Here is a 15,429-nt window from a genome sequence, read left to right on the forward strand (position 1 = left end):
GCAGGACAGACAATGAGCTCTTCGACATCCCTAAGCGCATTAATCCGTAAAATTGATGACATTACTGTTTCTACCGTAGATTCTACCGTTGCGCTAGCGAGGAGCATCCATGAGGCGATTTCAGGGGTACAAAAGGCCTCAGCCGAGGTCGTTCTCGACCCATCAGTAAGATCCACCGTTCAACAGCACATCAAGCGCACGCTCAGTGACAACCATTACTGTTCAGGGGCGGGATTCGCCAGCCATATTGAGAGCACCGCAAACACAAAAGAGTACTGGTTGCTGGAGTGGTGGTATAAGAAAGATAATGGTTTGAGCCAGGCGCATCTGGATTTGGATCAGGCCACGCAACAACGACTGGATTTCAGAACCTTTGAGTGGTTTAAGTATTCTCCTCCGGCTGGCAAAGCCTATATCCACGGTCCCTACGTCGACTATATTTGCAATATCTCCTATACCCTAACGTCAGCCGTCCCGGTCTACTACAACGACCAGTTTCTCGGTGTTGCCGCGGTCGATTTGCTGGTCAGTCAGATAGAAGCCGAACTGCTCTCCTGCGCTCATCCTGATTATGTGATTCTGACCAATCTGGAAAACAGGATCATTTTCTCCAGTTGGCCACGTTTTCGCGTGGGTGAATTGCTGTCACCTGCAAATAGTACCGTGGTGTATCAGAGCGACTACTTTATCCTTTATCACTATCAAAACTAAGGGCCCGAAGGCCCTTAGTTTTTAGTTATCCTGCCCCATATTGAGCTTACTGGCGTACGCAATGGCGTCGTTTTCCGGCGCCGCTGAACGACCAAACGGACGGGTCAGGAACATATAAATAAGTCCCGAGCCAACGACAATCGCCAGGCCGAACAGGACCGTCCAACGGTCAATGAAGTCGCTGCTGTCTGCCGGTTGCGCCAGTAACCAGATCCCGCACAATCCGTAAGCTAACGCCAGCACATTCACGATTACCCCCCAACCGCCAATGGTCCACTCCCCCGCCGGTTTCCAGCCTTTCAGGCGCTGACGCAGCGCGGCAAGCACAACCATCTGGAACGAGATGTAAATCCCGATAACAGCAAACGCGGTGATACGTGACAGGTTATCTGGCTGGAAATAAACCCAAACACAGATGATCACTGGCAGAAGGCAACTGACGACCATGGCATTATCCGGAACACCATTTTTAGAGATTTTGGCCATCCATTCACTTGCCGGCAGCATTCTGTCGCGGGAGAAAGAAAAGATAAGACGGCTTAACGCAGCCTGGAGAGACAAAATGCACGACAACATGGCGATAATCGCGACGACGATAAAGACAGTCGCGCCGGTTTCGCCCAGCGCTTCATTAAGGATTGCCGGGATCGGATCGGACGTTTTACCATTCACGATGCTGACCAGATTCGGTGAAGCCAGCAGATAACCCATAACAGAAATAATGGCGGAAATCGCGCCGAATACGATGCTTAAAATCATCGCCACTGGGATCTTTTTACTGGGATTCTGCACCTCTTCCGCAACGTTACCGCAGGCCTCAAAGCCAAAGAACATAAACAGTCCCATCAGCGCAGCAGACATAAATGCGGTGGAATAGCTGCCGTCATGAGCCAGCACACCCATCGAGTCAAAAATTACAGAGAACGGCTGCGAACGGTGGAAAATCAGCAGATAAATCCCCAGCGCGATCACGCTGACAATTTCACACCAGAAACCAATTTTCGCCACCCGGGCCAGATTTTTAGTCCCGGACATATTAACCGCCATCATCAACAGCAGCAGCAGAACGGAAGTCACCAACATCGTGGCTGGAGTCTGACCATAGTGGAAGAGTGATTCAACAAACGTTGATGTATATTCCGCGATCGACGTAATGGTGACCACCAGTGCCCACAGGTAGATCCAGGCGGCAATCCACGCATATTTCTTGCCCCACAACCTTCTGGCCCAAGGGTAAAGTCCGCCGGTTATCGGATACTGGGAAGCGACCTCACCAAACACCAGCGCCACCAAAAGTTGCCCGCATGCGACGATTAAAATCCACCATACTGCAGGCGGCCCCGCCAGCGTTACGGCCAGCGCAAACAGCGAATAGACGGCGGTAAGCGGCGACAGGTAGGTAAAACCCAACGCGAAGTTTGAAATTAAACCGATCGATCTATTGAACTGTTCTTTGCCATCTTTTTGAAAATTATCGTTTTTCTTATCAGGTGTTTGTTCCATATAGCTTTCTCTTTTGTGGAATAGTCGCAGGGTTGAACAATTAATGTATAAAAGATATTAAGTTATATGTATAGTGATTTTGTCGCAGATTTGTTAAAAATGATCGCGCATCACGTTAATGAAAAAGTGGGGGTAAAACGGTAGAGAGAGCGCGAATTTTGCGGTATTTACAACCAACGATTCCTTAGCAATTGCGATCCGTGTGCCACTTTGACGGATAAATACGCACAGCGGATTGCGTTCGATGCTAAGTAGCAAGAATCGCTGCTGTTAAGCAACATTTTTGCAATATAATAACGTGATGTTAAACGCTGAACCTGAGCAGGTGAATGATGGAAATTGATCTCGATAATCTGGTCTTTGATGGACTGGAAGAAGCGCAAGAACGTAACGCTGAACGTCTGGAAGATGCAGACAAGAAAGCGCAGGAAATTATTGCTGATAATGACTGCGGCGACGCCTGCAAAATTTGATTTCCAAACCGGCGCAATGCCGGTTTTTTATTGCCTGTTAACCCCCCACTTCAACCCGTATACCGTAAGGCCTCAATCAGTTGCGCAAAGGCAGCAGTATGCTGTTTTCGGCTGGGATAAGCCGTTCTCCGGCTTCGGTCGGCGCAACGCTGCGCGTGGTGCGGGTGAGAAGCCGTACATCCAGTCGTTCTTCAAGCCCGCGAATCGCATGGCTTAGCGCGGATTGCGAAACCCCAAGTTTTGCCGCTGTCCGGGTAAAACTACGCTCGCGGGCAACGATAATGAGATAATAGAGATCGTTAAAATTATCACGCAGCATGCTTATCCCCAATCCAAACCTGTTGTGACATATGGTACAGGTCTGGAGGGTATTCCAGTAAACCTTCTGTACATTAGCACAGCTCAATCTTATTCAAGCGTGCCCTCACACATAAACAAAATGCAAATTATTATCAGGCTTATGCACTATTTTACCTTTCACTCATGCATTATTTTCACCCGCTATTAACACATCCTTCACTAATAACATTTTGTATATAGATAAGAATTTTTTCTTATTTTGTCCCAACCGTAAGTTATGGGAGCGTAAAAAGCACAAACCAAAAACTACAGGGATTTCATACAATGATGGCTACGAAAACTTACCGCGCTAAAAAAACACTGCTGGCATTCGGCGTGCTGTTGGCCTCTGGACTTACCGTCTCGCAGGCTCAGGCTGACCAACTGGCCGATATCAAAGCCGCAGGCGTAGTAAAAGTCGCAACATTTGACGCGAACCCACCGTTTGGCTCCATCGATGCCAAAACGCATAAGATTGTCGGCTACGACGTCGATTTTGCCGAAGCGCTGGCTAAATCTCTTGGTGTAAAACTGGAACTGGTGGCGACCAATCCGGCAAACCGAATTCCGTTATTACAATCTGGTAAAGCCGATTTAATCGTTGCGGATATCACGATCACGCCTGAGCGGTCGCAGGTAATAGATTTCTCCGTCCCCTATTTTGTTACCGGCCAGCAGTTCCTTGTGCCAGCAAAATCTCCGGATAAGCTCGATCAATACAGCAAAGCACGCATCGGCGCGGTAAAAGGCACTACTGGTGAACAGGCACTGCATCAGCGCTTCCCGCAGTCGCGCGTACTGGCCTATGACGATATCCCGCTGGCGTTAACCGCACTGCGCAACGGCAATGTTCAGGCCATCACCCAGGACAGTACGATTCTGGCCGGTTTATTAGGCGGTGCGCCGGATAAAGCAGATTTCAAAATTCTACCGGACCTGTTGAGCAAAGAAGAGATTGGCGTGGGGGTGAAAAAAGGTGAGCCAGCGTTGTTAAAAGCCGTTAACGATGAACTTTTGAAGCTGGAATCTACCGGGCAGGCGGCCAAAATTTATGATGTCTGGTTTGGTCCTGAAACCAAAAATCCACAAGCCCGCGCCTTTAAAATAGAAGCCAAATAATATGCTCTCAGCCCTTTTTCATCGATCCGCAGCTTCGGCTGCGGATTTTACCCATTTGCGTCAGGCGAGCGTCGAACTACGCAATGTGGTTAAAGAGTATGGCGCTCAAACTGTACTTAACGGCGTCAACCTGGCAGTTGAGCCCGGTGAAGTGGTGACCATTCTGGGACCTTCCGGTTCTGGAAAGTCCACTCTTATACGTCTTATCAACCAGTTGGAGTCGCTCAGCGATGGCGAAATCTTCATTGATGGTAAACCGATTAGCCAGTTGCGCGGGGCGGCATTACGCCAGCTACGCAGCCGTATCGGTTTCGTATTTCAGCAATTCAATCTCTATTCGCATCTGACTGCACTGCAAAACATCGCGCTGGCGCTGGAATATGTTCACAGCTGGAATAAGACGGAAGCGGATCGTCGGGCACTTGAGTTGCTGGAAAAGGTGGGACTCGCGGAAAAAGCCAATGCCTATGCCGCACAGTTGTCCGGTGGACAACAGCAGCGCGTGGCCATCGCCCGCGCACTGGCTTCATCACCGCAAATTATTCTGTTTGATGAGCCCACCTCCGCGCTGGATCCGGAAATGATCGGCGAGGTATTGCAGGTGATGAAAAATCTCGCCCACAGCGGTATCACCATGATCGTCGTGACCCACGAAATGCATTTCGCCCGCGAGATTGCCGATCGTGTGGTTTTCATCGATGGTGGCGATATTCTTGAAGTGGCCCCGCCGGAGGATTTTTTCGTCCAACCACAGCACCCGAGAACCCAGCGTTTCCTGAAAAAAGTGCTCGACCCGTTACACCAGGAGTCATCATCATAATGCATGCAATGGACTGGCAGGGAGTGCTGAGCGGGCAACCCCTGCAATGGATAATTTCTGGTTTTCTTACCACGCTTTGGGTGACGCTGGCAGGTATCGTGCTCGCCACGCTCATTGCCATCTCACTGCTCAGCCTGCGACTGACGGGCAATCGTCTCGCTAAAACGATGGTCGGGGTGTGGGTCTCGGTGTTTCGCAATACCCCTTTACTGGTGCAACTGATGTTCTGGTATTTTGCCGCATGGAACTGGCTTCCCCGTGACGTCATTAGCTTCATCAATGCTGATCATCCATGGTCAATTCTGCCGGGTGATGTCTGGTGGTTAACGCCGGAGTTTATCTGTTCAGCATGGGGACTGGGCGTATTTACCTCAGCATTTTTGGTCGAAGAGATCGCCTCAGGTTTACAGGCAGTTTCTGCCGGACAACGCGAGGCTGCCGTGGCGCAGGGGTTTTCATCCTGGGCGATATTTCATCACATTCTGCTGCCTCAGGGACTGGCAAACGCCTGGCAACCCATTGTTGGGCAATATCTCAACCTGATGAAGCTTTCCTCGCTTGCCAGTGGTATTGGATTTGCTGAGCTCACCTACCAGGTACGGCAAATTGAGAGCTACAACGCGCACGCGCTGGAAGCCTTTGCCGTTGGCACCGCACTCTATCTGTTTACCGGCATCGTGCTGGGTATGTTGCTTACGCGTCTTGGGCCGCGGCCGGCGGCGGGTAAATCGTCAAAGGTAAGAATGCGCATCTTCAGCGTCAGGAGCATACTGCATGATCGCTAATATTTCGGTCATTACCGACAATCTTGACTATCTCCTGTGGGGACGTGTAGCTGAGGGGCAACCCGGCGGTGTACTGCTCACTTTGCTGATGGCTATCGGTGCGGCTTTGCTGGCGCTGCCTGGCGGGATCGTTCTTGCCTGCTGCGCCTGGCGATTTCCAGGCGCGGTTCGCAACGGGTTGTTTATCTGGGCGGAATTTATTCGCGGCATTCCGCTCATCTTTGTGATTTTCTGGATGTGGTATTTGCTACCCATGCTGACCGGAAGCGATCTGCCCGGTGCCGTTACCGTGACGCTGGCGCTGGCATGGTTCACCGCCGCTTCGGTGATGCACTCGGTGTATGCTGGAATTAGCGCACTGCCTGGTGGGCAATATGAAGCGGCAGTCGTTCAGGGGTTTCGCCCGGATCAGGCCCTGTGGCTTATCTTGCTGCCGCAGGTGCTGCGTAACGTACTGCCGTCGTTGACGGGGATTTTCATTGGGCTACTGAAGGACACGTCACTGGCATTTATCGTTAACGTACCGGAACTCACAACGGTTGCTGGTCAGGTTAACAGCCGGGTGCAAATCTACCCGGCAGCCATTTTTATCTTTACCGGACTGGTCTATTACCTGCTGTGCTTTAGCCTGGAGAAAATCACCCAGCGCCGCTTCGCACTAAAATGACCTCTCGGCTCAACATTCCACAAACTGATGGTCTTCGTTGAGCCGATATTTCACGCCCGCCCGAATGTTTTTTTCCCCTTCAACGGCAAGCGCAAAACGCATTCTCTCGCCATCGTGATAAGCCAGCGCCGCACATCCGCCGGGACCGAGCGTTATCGAATCTACAGCACCGGTACTGGCAACAACGGCGTTCTTTCCGCTGGCAATAATGTGGATATTGTCCGCGCAGTTAGCGATTTTCGCCTCTGCGCCAAAACAGGCTACCTGGGTTAAATCACCGCTACTGGCAATCCGGTTTCGGTCGCCAAGCGAACTGATGCGTACGCGCATGCCGGTACTGGCGATACGCGTTCCGTCGCCCACACTGCTGATACGCGCCGAATTTCCCGCAATCGCTATTCGCCCACGCTCGCCTGAACTGCCGATATGCGTGTTATAGCCTACACTGCCAATCCGTGCGCTGTAACCGGCACTGGCGATCTGTGCGGCATACCCGGTGCTGGCAATTTTAACGTTGTCACCCGCACTGCTAAATCGGGCATAATCTTCCGCACTCGCCAACGGACGACTGGTTTCCTCCACGGCTTGCTCACAGGAAATATTCCCCATTGCGTCAATATCCTGCTGAGCAAAACTCGCCTCTTCCCGCCATTTCGACCAGCCGTATTCCACCAGGCTATTTGCCCAATCGGTATACCCTTCCCGCTGGAGCGCGCGATGAACATCGGCATAGCTTCCTCCTGCGGGAAACGCGCGTAGAAACCAGCGATACATGACGGGCCCAACACGCCAGGCCCGTAAGTCACTTCGTGTAATCATCATCGCTTAATGCCGGTGGTAGCCATCCACCATACACTTGAAGGTTTCGCCCGGCGTGCGGCCCGTAGTGCAAAGATAAAGATGCCCAAAAATGAAAAACAGACTGACAATTGCCAGCGCAAAGTGCGCCTGAAGCAGCCAGTAACGCACACCAGGAAACAGATCTCCGACGACCGTCGGGTAAAGCGATAACAACCCAGAAATCAGCAGTAGTGGCAGCAACCCATACATCACGCCAACGTAGGCCGCCTGCTGTAGCGGATTGAATTTAGAACGCGGCGATGCCGGGAATGGATGTGACTCGCCCTGCATAATGCCAAACAGGTAAAAACGTGTTTGTCTTTGCGCGCGAGCGATCCAGCCCTGACGTTGAATAATATAGTGATGTCCGTTGCCGCCAATCAGGTTGATCAGCACAAAACCAACCCAGCAGGCAAGTAGCAAAAAGCCGCAAACCTCATGAACGGTAAGCAGGCTTTTCATTACCGGTGCGCTGACGGCAGAGAAGTGATTGACCAGGCCACTGACCAGAAGTAGCAAAAACAGCAGCGCATTTGACCAGTGCCACAAACGAACAGCCTTCGAATATAAATAGACCTTCTCACCGTGCCCTGCCGACGTTTTATGTGCCGCCCGAAAGCGCAGCATGGCGTGAAGCGCCAGCACCAGCCACATTCCCACCAGCATTAACCCGGCAACGACTAACCACACGGGCCAGTAGTCCGGTGAAAACAGGGGAACATACTGCGCAAGCTGGGCGTGAAACTGTTCGGCATTTTGCGACGCGTTCATACATTTTCCTTTTTAATCAAATGTTGACCGAACCGACGATACAGATGGGGTTTCCCGGCGCCTGCAAGTTGATATTCGTAATACTTGTTTTCTCGCAACCAGGTCTGAATTTCCGGGCTATCTTCACGGCCAAAAATCAGCGCATGTTCCGGGCAAGCGTTAACACAGATCGGTGGAAAACCTTTCGCCAGGCGTGATTCAGCGCAAAAGTCGCATTTATCCGCCACTTTAGTATGCGGGTTGAGATAACGAACCTGATAAGGACACGCACCAATACAGTAACTGCAGCCGATACAGGAAGACGTATCTACTCGCACAATACCGTTCTCATCCCGCCAGGAGGCACCGGTTGGACACACCTCAATACAAGGCGCATCATCACAATGCTGGCAGGATTGACGAAAGTAGTGATACAGCGTTTCGTTGTCGTTGTCTGAGACTGGAATATGCGCTATCGACAAACGGCTGCCCTGGGCAGGAACATGGTTGGTTTTCCTGCAGGCCCGCGCGCAGATATTACATCCGTTACACAGTGATTCGTCGTGAATCATGACGTAACGAACGGCTTTAGGGCTCCTGGTACTCGCTAACAGATTTTGACCTGGGCCGGTGAAAAAAATCACCGTCCCCATGCCAATGACAAATTTTCGTCGGGTGAAGGACATCGGGTTATCCTCTAAACTGTGACAGTGGTCGTCCACACGTTCCATGACATCAACCTGAATAATTCAGGGGTTCTGATACTGCTCAACCTCAAGCCATTCACACAGGCCGTACGCTTTGCCATAACTCATAAAACGTTCGCTAAACAGATAAGGTTCCGCATTTGACGATTCCACAGTACGTATATCTGCGTAATCGGGATGCGTTTCCATAGCCGTTAGCGCCGCTGTAATCTGCTGAGATTCAAAGCTATACGGCGGTTGCGTCAACATGGCGACCTTATAGGGGCGAGGATACGTGCGGCCGTCGAAGCGTACCGCCTCGGCAATTGCACGGCAGATGTCGTTTTCCACTACCTGCACGCACATGTCGGCGTAGTTTGCCGTCATGGTTTGCGTTGAGTAGAAATAGACATCTTCCGCGCCCTGCACACGGGTGATATCCGCGTTAATTGCGTCCTGACACAGCGCATCCAGCAGCGCGGATAGATCGGTTTCAGGGACCGAATAAGGTGGCTGCAGAAATACGCTGCGCCCCACCAATTGCCCGGATGCCGAATGCTGACGGATAAAATCCGCCACAATCGACTCCGGGCTGACAGGCTCCTGAACCTGCGGCGCAGTCACCTGTTCTACCGGCGGGTGAAACGCCTGTAGCCAGTGTCTCTTTTGACCATCTACCTCGTCAGGAAGCGCCTCTACGGGTGCCAGAACGTTGCTCACGTTAGTCATCTCACGTTCCTTACGCTGGCAACAGGTCTTGCGCCGCCAAATCAGCTGCCACGTCTTCAAGTCCGAGTCGGTTCAGGGTTTCACGCGTTGGGCAACCCAGCTCTGGATCCCAGCCCATTTCCTGATAGAACATCGTCAATGACTGACGCATATCCTCCCTGTCCATCTTGTCGGTTCCTTCAGTGAAGACCGGGATCTTCGGATCTTTATCGAATACCCAGGAGCAGATGAGATCGTGCTCATTGCGCATATCCTGGGTTTGCATCAGTTTGACCGTATAAGCGCGATGCAGGGTAAAGATGCGTTCAGCGGCCAGGTCCAGACTCGCCTGCGTGGTTTCATCACCGGTGACTGCCTGGAAGAACTTCGCTTCCAGATCCAAGTCTCCGCGATAGTTACGGCTCTTGAGTGGTGAAACTGTCATCGGCCAAACCCAGTTACACAACGTAACCGCGTTATGCAGACAGACTTTCAGCAGCGTCCATTTGGCATATTTGATCTTGGCTGCATTGATCGGGGTGTAGTTTTTGGTTTCATCGTAGGCATCCTGTGAACCAAACAGCTCGCCCGCCACTTCGCGCTGTAATTTCAACGGCAAACCGGAACCGATGAAGTTGATATGGGTGTGCGCCATGCAGTCACGGTTAAACATACAGTTGGTGATCGCCCCCACCTGCGCTGAAGCCTCGTTCGCATGGTGAACAGGAAAACCGAACGGCGACCACAGTTTATTTTTGGCATAACCCCAGTACTCTTCGCCCAAATCCCAGCGTTCAGCAATGGCATACGAGCCGTCCGCAAGGTGACTGAGTTCCCCCACGCGATGCGCCAACCGATAGTAGAAGTCTTTAATAAAATTAGGATCACCCGCTTCCAACTGATCCCAGCGGATCTCCGCATACTCTTCAGCCGGCAGTACGCGCTTAAAGACGCCTTTCGAATAGCAATAAGTAAAATCACGGTGCAACTGGCCGTAGTTACACCAGATACCGTAATCGTCAAACAGGTTCAGACCAATCAGGTTTCCCACCACGCGCCCATCGTCTTTATCGTCAAAATCTTTCGGGCCATTGGGGAAAATGGTGGTGTGCACAAAGTTCGCCACACAAGTGTTGCCGCCGGTACTCGGCACGCCAAAATCTTTCACCCGCGGAACATTGAGCTGTGACATACAACGAATAGGGCATGAATGACAGCCGCTCATTTTGACCGTGTATTTTTCTGCGGCTGGCCCCAGATCGAACACCGATTTATAGGTACGGAAACCTACCGTATTTTGGTTGCCCGGCGGGATTTCCCCGGTTTCGATTGGTCCGCCTTCTGCTGCGCCCCAGAACAGTCCCTTACGGGCTGTCCAGCGCGAGTTTGGCGAAGAGTATTCTGCCCAGGCCTGCGGGGTGCTTGGCACAACGTGGTTGTTGTTAGCGCCGATGAGCTCGGTCATCATGTAGTCATTGAGCCGTTTCATCTCTTTGCGATCGGCAATATTGACGCCTTTGGTCCCTTCTACCGCAATAGCCTTCAGGTTTTTCGAGCCCATTACTGCGCCGGTACCAGCTCCGCCGCTGTGGTTGCGACTGTTGATCATGCAGGAGAGCGGCACCAGATTTTCCCCTGCCTGGCCTATCGCGGCGACGCAGGTTTCCGGGCTGGTGATGCGACAAATTTCTTCAGTTGTGGCGCGCGTCCCCTTACCCCACAGGAAATCGGCTTTTTCGATGCTAACCTTATCGTCTTTAATGTTGATCCAGACCGGTGATGCGGACTTGCCTTCAATAATAATGGCGTCGTAACCGGCGAATTTCATTTGCGCGGCAAAGAATCCCCCCATATGGGCATCCACGACTAAATTGCCTTTGGTAAATGTTGATAAGGAGGTGATATTGACGCGGGAGCTACAGGGAGCGCCAGAACCCGTTAATGGTCCGGTGGCAAAAACCAGCTTATTCCCTTCATCAAAAGGCATGGTGCCTGGCGGGACTTCGTCGTACATAATTTTATAACCAAAGCCCATCCCACCGACAAATTTTTTAAATTTACTGGAATCTTCAAGGGTGATATTACCCGTGGTGAGATTGACCCGTAAAATAGTACCTGTCCAACCATTAGCCATCATGTTTTCCTTTGCAAGAAGGTTTAATAGATATACCCGCCATTCTTCAGGCAGCTTTTTTATCCAAAACTGCGGTATTTTTGGCAATTAATGGCGCGAATCAGGTATGCCTGCTATCTATCAAACAGTAATATCTTTCCACTCGATAATTTTTAATGCCCCAGTCGGACAAGCATTGGCGCATTCCCCGCATAACACACATTTTGAGGACTTTTTCGTTTCGGTATTTACGGTCGCCATCATCCACGGACAGGCTGTGGTACACGCGCTACAGCCAATACAGCGTTTGTGGTCCACCGCAATACAACCGTCTTCCTGTTTCCAGGTAATTGCACCTATTGGGCAAACCTTCATACACTGCGGATCTTTGCATTGCCGGCAGGTATCTGCGGTATAGTTTAAATCGCCATACAGCCCACCACCGGACCCGACACCATCATCGCCAAAGAAGAAATTGCGATGGATTTTTATCCGGGAAAAGAAGGTACCCACCGCACCATCGTTATAATTGGTACAGGAAATTTCACAGCGGTGACAGCCCGTACAGCGAGCTCGCTGGGTCACCAGAACCCCTTTAGGCGTATTGATAAGCCCAACAGTCCCACTATCGACATCTTCCTGCTTACAACCAAAAAGGGATAACAGCGCGGGAGCAATCGTTAATCCCGCCAGTCCTTTTCCTGATATCCGCAGAAATTCTAGTCGCGTTAAACCACAATCTAAAAATGGACGATCAACCTGGTTCATTTATTTCGCATCCTCTTCGCAAATGCTGTGGTAGCAACACCTTCAGGCTAATTTAAACCAGCGCAGCTCAAGCCATATCGGGCGGTTAAAGTTGCCAACAACACGTAAATTTTTGCCCTAACCTGATCGCATAAATGACGGTGGTTAAACTGAATGAATCTAATCCTTTAGGGTTAGGCACAGAAATAATGTGGTTATTCAGCATGCTTAGTCTTGATCGTCATCAATTAAAAAACGGAAGGGATATAATTAATGCGGAGTGAGATTTATTATCATTAAGATAAATTGAAATAGCACTTCATATGTCTTGCAAATATTTGTGACTCCACTCTCATATATATTTTTATATATCATCCGGTATACAATTAAATATATAGCGAGTTTGATAGCATTAATTGCAACGCTAAATTATAATTATTGATAGATTAACGTAATGAGAATAAGAGGACGGCGAGAGAAACTACCGCCCTCTTTTTGCGGATTATCCGGCCAATGCTTTAATTACGGTCTCAATAGCCTGTTTTTCTAACTCACTGCGCTTCACACGCTGGTTCGCAAGGGTGGTTCTCAGTACTCCCGCAATGACGATATGCTTAGGCTCTTGTCCCAGATCGCGCATTTCCAGCACTACTTTACCGACTACTCTGCACATTTCACGGTACAACTCGTCGTCTTTCGTCTGATTTCCCATTTTTGCCCGCTCGTCATTAACTCAAACCAACAGCATATATCACTCTGAGTATTTAGACAAAATTCAATGAAAATCAAAGAAATGTCATCATTCTACTGAACTCTCTGAAGTCGATTTACAAGCTCAGCAAGACTTCCCGCCTGCATTTTTTCCATCACCCGCGCCCGGTGCACTTCAACCGTACGCACGGCAATATTCATGGCATCAGCAATTTCCCGATTCATTAATCCTTTTGCTACCAGATGCGCCAGTTCCCGTTCTTTTGGCGTAAGCTGTTGATAGCAGCAGATGATCTCTTGTCGCGAGAACGCCGCTGCCGAGACCTGCAAGGCATGTTCTAATGCTGCCTGAAGCGGCACGGCCGACACCGGTTTTTGCAAAAAATCGACCGCGCCACGTTTCATTTGCTCAACCGCCATCGGCACATCGCCATGCCCGGTGAGAAAGACCACCGCCAGGGTGCTTGCTTTCTGACGCATTATTTCATGCACAGCGTGCCCATCCAGTACCGGCATACGCATATCCAGCAGCAGTACACCCACCTGGTGCAGATTTGCCTCAGCGAGGAATTTCACACCTTGCTCCCAGCAAGACACTTCATATCCCAGACTTTCCAATAAAAACGCACAGGCCTGGGTGACGGCAATGTCGTCATCCAGCAGATGAATTATCGCCACTACGGCCTCCTTCCCGATTTGGTTTAAAATATAATGTCACTCTCGCCCCCGCTTTTCCGTCCGGGGCCTGCTGATTGTTGATCTCAATATCTCCGTTTGCGTAGCGCACCAGTCGCTGACAAATGACCAGTCCTAGTCCCATGCCTTCTTTGCGAGTGGTCATAAACGGCTGAAACGCCTGATACAACTGCCCCTCGTCAATTCCTCCGGCATTATCCTGCACCTGAATACTCACACCACCATCCTTATGCAGGGCGCTAAACCAAACTGTGGTAGCCCCTGCCTGGGCGGCATTGAGTACCAGATTGGCCAGCACCTGCTCAAGAAGAACGCTTGGCAGCGTCAATGTTAACGCCTTGCTGACCTGTGTGTGCAGCGTTACCGCCGGGAATTGCTGGGGCATGCGCAGTAATTGCCAGACGTGATGGATAGCATCGTGAACGTTGATGGCTTGCCAGTCATCGGGAAGTACCGGATTGCCCTGTGCCTGGCTGACCCACTGCCGGAGATTGCGCAGCGTATCGGCCCCCCTTTGTGCCTGGGCGTCGATGTGCTCAAGCGCGGGCAGCAACGGATGCTGTTCATCCTGACCGCGCAGGCGAATCAGACAGCCTTGGGCATAATGGCGGATAGCTGACAACGGCTGATTGAGCTCATGGGCAAAACCGGAGGTCATCTCCCCCAGCACGCTCATTTGTCGGGCAGTCTCCAGCGCCTGTTCCTGTTTGTGCAACAACACGTTGTTTCGTTCCAGTTGCCTGCCACGTCGGCGAACCAACAACATCACCCAGATGTAGTTGAGCGTCAGCAACAACAGCACGATGGCCGCCGCTCCCATCGCCAGCCGATGTTGAATAAACCAGCTTTTGACATCCAGCCACAGCTGACGCTGCTGCGGATGCTGGCGGACATCACGCAACAACGCTTCCACCTCGCGGGTCGAGGCGGGCGCTCCCCAGCGAAATGTCGCGTTTTGCGGTGCATTGAACAGCACCCGCGTGACGCGATCGGCCAGCTCGTCACTCACTGCAGGTAGTGCGGCAAATGACCAGTCAGGATAGAGCGGTGTACTGGTCAGACAGGGAATTGAGGTCGGATGGTTCAACACGGTCATAAAATCGGTTTTACGAATGAGGCCTTCTTCATCCATTTTTTCCAGCAGGCACACCGGCACGATCACCGCCTGCACGGCTTTTTCACGTAATAAATAGAGTAAGGCATCGGCGGGAAATCCGGTAAACGTCAGACGTAAATCGCGTTCAGGGCGCAGACCGGCATCACTGAGCGCTTTATATCCCAGCAAATAGCCGCCAAACGCCTGAGCATCAATGGCGCCAACCGTTTTGCCGATCAGATCGTGTGGGGAGGTTATCCCGCTGTCGCGTCTGACGAGGATCGCGCTGCCGATCACGTTACTGGTGGCTTTCCCACCACGGGTGGAGCGTAGCGAAGCCAGCCAGCGCAGCGCAGAACGGCTGTTTAGCTGAACAAACTGCGCCGGATTAGTGACAACAAACTGCACCGTTCCACGATTCACCGCCTCCTGCATCTGTCGCAGGTCCAGCGGTTGAATATGAAACTGCTCACCGGGGATTTGCTGATTCAACAAGGTTTCCAGCGGCTGCCAGTGATTACGTGTAGAAACCTCCCCGCGCATCGCCAAAACGCCAATGTTCCATGTCTGCGCCCTGACCGCGCCGCTTAGCATCCACAGCGACGCCAGCACTGTCAGACATCTTACTACGTTGCGTCCCACTCAATTGTCCCTGTCAATTATGT

Annotated in this window: 16 protein-coding genes and 1 pseudogene; 6 read left to right on the forward strand and 11 right to left on the reverse strand. The window is 51.3% G+C overall.

Features of this window, described 5'->3' with window-relative positions; all coding sequences use genetic code 11:
- Window positions 1–12: 12 nt before the first annotated feature.
- The gene (locus tag OGV85_RS11160; protein WP_061548453.1) at window positions 13–711 is read left to right on the forward strand and encodes a cache domain-containing protein; all 699 of its coding nucleotides are present in this window, start codon (window positions 13–15) and stop codon (window positions 709–711) included.
- A gap of 21 nt (window positions 712–732) precedes the next feature.
- Here the strand turns inward: OGV85_RS11160 and OGV85_RS11165 are convergent, their stop codons facing one another.
- On the reverse strand, window positions 733–2,214 hold the full coding sequence (locus tag OGV85_RS11165; RefSeq protein ID WP_061548454.1) for an APC family permease: 1,482 nt from the start codon (window positions 2,212–2,214) through the stop codon (window positions 733–735).
- A 332-nt stretch (window positions 2,215–2,546) separates the two neighbouring features.
- Here OGV85_RS11165 and OGV85_RS11170 point away from each other — a divergent pair, with 332 nt between their 5' ends.
- A complete protein-coding gene (locus OGV85_RS11170; RefSeq protein WP_003832695.1) occupies window positions 2,547–2,687 on the forward strand; it encodes a hypothetical protein in 141 nt (46 codons plus the stop codon).
- 115 nt (window positions 2,688–2,802) lie between these two features.
- Here OGV85_RS11170 and OGV85_RS11175 read toward each other — a convergent pair.
- Window positions 2,803–3,006: pseudogene (locus OGV85_RS11175) on the reverse strand (LysR family transcriptional regulator); the annotation flags it as partial.
- Window positions 3,007–3,311: 305 nt separating this feature from the next.
- Here OGV85_RS11175 and OGV85_RS11180 point away from each other — a divergent pair.
- The 4 genes from OGV85_RS11180 to OGV85_RS11195 are packed head-to-tail and all read left to right on the forward strand — an operon-like array spanning window position 3,312 to window position 6,417.
- Window positions 3,312–4,145, forward strand: coding sequence for an ABC transporter substrate-binding protein (locus OGV85_RS11180; protein WP_003029319.1), 834 nt, complete (start codon window positions 3,312–3,314; stop codon window positions 4,143–4,145).
- A 1-nt stretch (window position 4,146) separates the two neighbouring features.
- Complete coding sequence (locus OGV85_RS11185; RefSeq protein WP_061548456.1) at window positions 4,147–4,965, forward strand: amino acid ABC transporter ATP-binding protein; 819 nt, start codon at window positions 4,147–4,149, stop codon at window positions 4,963–4,965.
- A complete protein-coding gene (locus OGV85_RS11190) occupies window positions 4,965–5,750 on the forward strand; it encodes an amino acid ABC transporter permease (RefSeq protein WP_061548457.1) in 786 nt (261 codons plus the stop codon). Before OGV85_RS11185 ends, OGV85_RS11190 begins: the two co-directional genes overlap by 1 nt.
- Window positions 5,740–6,417 carry an amino acid ABC transporter permease gene (locus OGV85_RS11195; protein ID WP_003029326.1) on the forward strand — a complete coding sequence of 226 codons (678 nt, stop codon included), beginning with the start codon at window positions 5,740–5,742 and terminating at the stop codon, window positions 6,415–6,417. Before OGV85_RS11190 ends, OGV85_RS11195 begins: the two co-directional genes overlap by 11 nt.
- Before the next feature lie 9 nt (window positions 6,418–6,426).
- Here OGV85_RS11195 and ydhT read toward each other — a convergent pair whose 3' ends face one another.
- From ydhT to ttrS, 9 genes are all read right to left on the reverse strand, one after another.
- Complete coding sequence (gene ydhT / locus OGV85_RS11200) at window positions 6,427–7,239, reverse strand: protein YdhT (protein WP_061548458.1); 813 nt, start codon at window positions 7,237–7,239, stop codon at window positions 6,427–6,429.
- 3 nt (window positions 7,240–7,242) lie between these two features.
- Window positions 7,243–8,028, reverse strand: coding sequence for a thiosulfate reductase cytochrome B subunit (gene phsC / locus OGV85_RS11205; protein ID WP_003029330.1), 786 nt, complete (start codon window positions 8,026–8,028; stop codon window positions 7,243–7,245).
- Window positions 8,025–8,693: a 4Fe-4S dicluster domain-containing protein gene (locus tag OGV85_RS11210; protein WP_003029332.1), complete on the reverse strand. Its 669-nt coding sequence runs from the start codon at window positions 8,691–8,693 to the stop codon at window positions 8,025–8,027. Before OGV85_RS11210 ends, phsC begins: the two co-directional genes overlap by 4 nt.
- A gap of 63 nt (window positions 8,694–8,756) precedes the next feature.
- Window positions 8,757–9,422: a YdhW family putative oxidoreductase system protein gene (locus tag OGV85_RS11215; protein WP_003029334.1), complete on the reverse strand. Its 666-nt coding sequence runs from the start codon at window positions 9,420–9,422 to the stop codon at window positions 8,757–8,759.
- A gap of 10 nt (window positions 9,423–9,432) precedes the next feature.
- Complete coding sequence (locus OGV85_RS11220; RefSeq protein ID WP_177712983.1) at window positions 9,433–11,535, reverse strand: aldehyde ferredoxin oxidoreductase; 2,103 nt, start codon at window positions 11,533–11,535, stop codon at window positions 9,433–9,435.
- Between the two features lie 120 nt (window positions 11,536–11,655).
- Window positions 11,656–12,282, reverse strand: coding sequence for a ferredoxin-like protein (locus OGV85_RS11230; protein WP_003029338.1), 627 nt, complete (start codon window positions 12,280–12,282; stop codon window positions 11,656–11,658).
- A 481-nt stretch (window positions 12,283–12,763) separates the two neighbouring features.
- The gene (gene fumD / locus OGV85_RS11235) at window positions 12,764–12,973 is read right to left on the reverse strand and encodes a fumarate hydratase FumD (protein WP_003029345.1); all 210 of its coding nucleotides are present in this window, start codon (window positions 12,971–12,973) and stop codon (window positions 12,764–12,766) included.
- 92 nt (window positions 12,974–13,065) lie between these two features.
- Window positions 13,066–13,650: a tetrathionate respiration response regulator TtrR gene (ttrR, locus tag OGV85_RS11240; protein ID WP_061548460.1), complete on the reverse strand. Its 585-nt coding sequence runs from the start codon at window positions 13,648–13,650 to the stop codon at window positions 13,066–13,068.
- Window positions 13,625–15,358, reverse strand: coding sequence for a tetrathionate respiration histidine kinase TtrS (gene ttrS, locus OGV85_RS11245; protein ID WP_101739859.1), 1,734 nt, complete (start codon window positions 15,356–15,358; stop codon window positions 13,625–13,627). The genes ttrR and ttrS overlap by 26 nt, the downstream gene beginning before the upstream one ends.
- Window positions 15,359–15,429: the final 71 nt, after the last annotated feature.

Origin of the sequence: Citrobacter sp. Cf132 (genome assembly GCF_030333885.1) — a bacterium.
Taxonomy (GTDB): domain Bacteria; phylum Pseudomonadota; class Gammaproteobacteria; order Enterobacterales; family Enterobacteriaceae; genus Citrobacter; species Citrobacter freundii.